The sequence below is a fragment of the Promicromonospora kroppenstedtii DSM 19349 genome (assembly GCF_000515355.1).
Classification (GTDB): Bacteria; Actinomycetota; Actinomycetes; order Actinomycetales; family Cellulomonadaceae; genus Promicromonospora; species Promicromonospora kroppenstedtii.
The window spans coordinates 1,975-5,540 of the sequence record NZ_KI911727.1 but is presented as its reverse complement, the minus strand read 5'-3'; the positions used below and the strand labels follow the sequence as shown (position 1 = coordinate 5,540).

The 3,566-nt window shown below is 72.7% G+C and carries 3 protein-coding genes; 1 reads left to right on the top strand and 2 read right to left on the bottom strand.

Annotated features, from left to right (window positions below):
• Nucleotides 1–367: 367 nt before the first annotated feature.
• Entirely contained in the window at nucleotides 368–1,768 is a 1,401-nt protein-coding gene (gene nhaA, locus PROKR_RS21510) for a Na+/H+ antiporter NhaA (RefSeq protein WP_245605918.1), read from the bottom strand.
• A 28-nt stretch (nucleotides 1,769–1,796) separates the two neighbouring features.
• Entirely contained in the window at nucleotides 1,797–2,624 is an 828-nt protein-coding gene (locus PROKR_RS21505) for a helix-turn-helix transcriptional regulator (protein ID WP_036967186.1), read from the bottom strand.
• 100 nt (nucleotides 2,625–2,724) lie between these two features.
• On the opposite strand from PROKR_RS21505, the gene PROKR_RS21500 reads away from it, so the two are divergent.
• Nucleotides 2,725–3,465 (top strand): SDR family oxidoreductase, encoded by a 741-nt coding sequence (locus PROKR_RS21500; protein WP_036967184.1) that lies wholly within the window; start codon nucleotides 2,725–2,727, stop codon nucleotides 3,463–3,465.
• Nucleotides 3,466–3,566: the final 101 nt, after the last annotated feature.

Sequence of the window (3,566 nt, the reverse complement as noted above, 5' to 3'; positions counted from 1 at the left end):
GGCCGCGCCGCCGTCGCGGTGGGCGACCGGCGCATGGCCGAACGTGCCCGAGCGGCCCTGGCCCCGGCCGCCGACGAGATCGCGGCGGGCAGCGGATTCCTGACGGCAGGCCCGGTTCAGGAGCACCTGCGTGCCCTGGAAGCGTTCCTCGCCGACTGACCGCGGACGAACCTACCGACCATCGGTCCCACTCCTCCTTGAGGCCTAAGTTTCTTCGCTTTCAGGCGCGTCAAAGCGAAGAAACTTAGGCCTCGAAGGGGAATCGGCCGACGGCGGAACGCGCCCCCGCGAGGCACCCGTGCCGCGGCGCTGACGATGGTGCACGCTGGCGGTGCAGCTGCGCAACCTGCCTCAGGCCGGCCCTCGCTCACACCGGCGAGCGCCACACGCCCTCCGGCAGCGGCGGCGGGCCCGTGGCCTCGTTGGGCGAGCACAGCGGCAGGCGGTCGCCGAAGTACCGCAGGATCACCGCGCCGATGACGCCGGCCAGCAGGGACCCGAGCAGGATGCCCACCTTGGCCTCGTTGATCAGCGCCTCGTCGTCGAACGCGAGCTCGCTGACGAAGAGTGCGATGGTGAAGCCGATGCCGCAGAGGAAGGCGCCCCCGGCGAGATGCCCGTATCGCACCTGGCCGGGCAGGGTGCCCAGCCCGCTCACCAGGGCAACCATCGCACCCGCGAAGACGCCGATCCCCTTGCCGAGCACCAGGCCCACCAGTACGCCGAGCGTGACGGGGCTGGACACGGCGGCGCTGATCGACTCGCCGGACAGCACCACACCTGCGTTCGCGAGCCCGAACACCGGCACCACGACGTAGGAGCTCAGCGGGTGCAGCGCGTCGAGCAGCCGGTCGCTCGTCGGGACCGCCGACCGCGCGGCGCTGACCGCGAGCCGGGACCGGGCGGGGTCGAGCTCCTCCATCAGGGCGCGTCCGTAGACCCGGAAGTACCAGCGCGCCTCGTCGTCGTGCCCACGGCGCGCCGTCGGCACAGCGAGGCCCACCACCACGCCGGCAAGGGTGGGGTGCAGCCCCGACTCCAGGACGACGACCCACAGGACCGCGCCCACCAGCAGGTACGGCGCGATCTGCCAGATGCCGATCCAGCGCATCGCGAACAGGACGAGGGCGAGCACCGCCGCCAGCACGAGCGCCCCGACCATGAGCGCGTCGGAGTAGAAGATGCCGAGCAGGGCGATGGCGCCGATGTCGTCGAAGATCGCCAGGGTGAGCAGGAAGATGCGCAGCTGGTCCGGGCAGCGCGGCCCGACCAGGGCGAGCACACCGATGACGAACGCCGTGTCCGTGGACATCGGCAGGCCCCAGCCGGCGGCGTCGGGCCCGGACGGGTTGATCAGCAGGTACATGCCGATCGGCACGGCGAGCCCGCCGATCGCCCCGAAGAGCGGCACGGACGCGGCACGAAAGCTGCGCAGCTCGCCGACCGTGAGCTCCCGGTTGACCTCGACGCCGACGACCAGGAAGAAGACGGCCATGAGGAAGTCGTTGACCCAGTGGTGCAGCGACAGGTGCAGCTCCCACGTACCGACCGTGAGGTTGACCGGCGTCTCCCACACGGCCTCGTACGAGCCTCCCGCCACGTTCGCCCACACGAGCGCGATCGCCGATGCCGCGAGCAGGAGCGTCGCTCCCCCGCCCTCGGTCGCGAAGTAGCTGCGCAGTCCCGGCGAGAGGCGGGGATACGGGATGACGACCCTGGGCCTGGGCCCTGGTCGGGTGGGTACTCCCGTAGGGATCCGGTCTGCCACGGGTCAAGGATAGAAGACGCCGCCGGCGTCAGCCGATCCCCCGCGTGGCCGCCAGCGTCCCCAGCAACGCCAGCCCTTCGGCGGACGGCGAACCGGCCGGGGCGTGGTAGACGACGAGCTGCTGCCCGGTGGAGCCCCGCACGTCGAACGCGTGCACCCGCAGCTCCAGGGAACCCACCTCGGGATGCCGGAACCGCTTCACGTCCAGCCGCTTGCCCCGGGCGTCGTTGCGCTCCCACATCGCCACGAAGTCGGGGCTCTTGACCCGCAGCTCGTCCACGACGCCCCGGATCCGGGGGTCCCCGGGCATGAGCCCGTCGGCGAGCCGGAGCCCGGCCACGGTGTTCTCCGCGACGAGGTGCCAGTCCGGGTAGAAGGTCCGCGCGCGGGGGTCGAGGAAGGTCGCGCGGGTCAGGTTCCGCGAGAACGGGAACCCGGCGAAGAGCGCCTCGGCGAGCGGGTTGGTCGCGAGCACGTCGAAGGCGCGGCCGAACACGAGCGCAGGGCTGCCGATCCACGAGAGCATGAGCTCCAGGAGAGCGTCGTCCGCCTCCTCGACCGGCGCAGGCGGCACCGGCCGGGGGCTCAGGCCGGCGAGGCGGTAGAGGTGCTGCCGGCCGTCGTCGTCCAGCCGGAGCACCTCGCCCAGGGAATCGAGCACCTGCGGTGACGGGCTCGTCTCGCGCCCCTGCTCCAGGCGCACGTAGTAGTCCACGCTCACCCCCGTCAGCATGGCCACCTCCTCCCGGCGCAGTCCGGCCACGCGGCGCCGGCCGTGGACCGGCAGGCCGAGGGCCTCGGGCATGAGCCGGTCGCGCCGGCCGCGCAGGTAGTCGCCGAGCGGGGAGGAGGTCATGCCCAGACGGTACGACGGCCGCCGGCGTCCATCCAGGGTGTGCCGCACCCAGGAGGACGGCGCCCTTCCGGACCGACGCGCGGCGACCGAGCCTGGAGCCATGACGACACCGACAGACACCCCCAAGACCGTTCTGGTCACCGGCGCCAGCAGCGGCATCGGCGAGGCCACGGCAGTCCGCCTCGCGGCGGAGGGCCACGACCTCGTTCTCGGCGCCCGGCGCACGGACCGCCTCGACGCGGTCGCGGAGAAGATCCGGGCGGACGGCGGCCGGGCCACCGCCCTGAGCCTGGACGTGACCGACGCCGCTGCCGTGCGCGCGGCCGTCGACGCGATCGTCCAGGACCACGGCCGCATCGACGTCATCGTGAACAACGCCGGCGTCATGCCGCTGTCCCGGCTCGACGCGCTCCTGCTGGACGAGTGGGACCGCATGATCGACGTCAACGTGCGTGGGCTGCTGCACGGCATCGCCGCGGTGCTGCCGCACTTCCGGCGGCAGGGCGGCGGGCACGTCGTGACCGTCGCGTCGATCGGGGCGCACGAGGTGTACCCGACGTCGGCGGTGTACTCGGCCACGAAGTTCGCGGCCTGGGCGATCACCGAAGGCCTGCGCATGGAGTCCGACCCGAGCATCCGGGCCACCACGATCACGCCCGGGACGGTCGAGAGCGAGCTCGCCGAGCACATCTCCGACCCGGACGCGCAGACCTACATGAGGTCGTTCCGCCGCAACCTCATCCCGGCGGACGCGATCGCCCGGGCGATCTCGTTCGCCATGGCCCAGCCCGCGGACGTCGACGTGAACGAGATCATCGTGCGCCCGGCGGCGCAGCGCTAGGGCCCCGGTCAGGGGGCCGGGTGCATGCCCCGGTAGTTCGCGCGGAACAGCCGCTCGCCCGCCGCGCGCAGCAGCACGTTGCGCGCGGCCGGGGCCAGGCC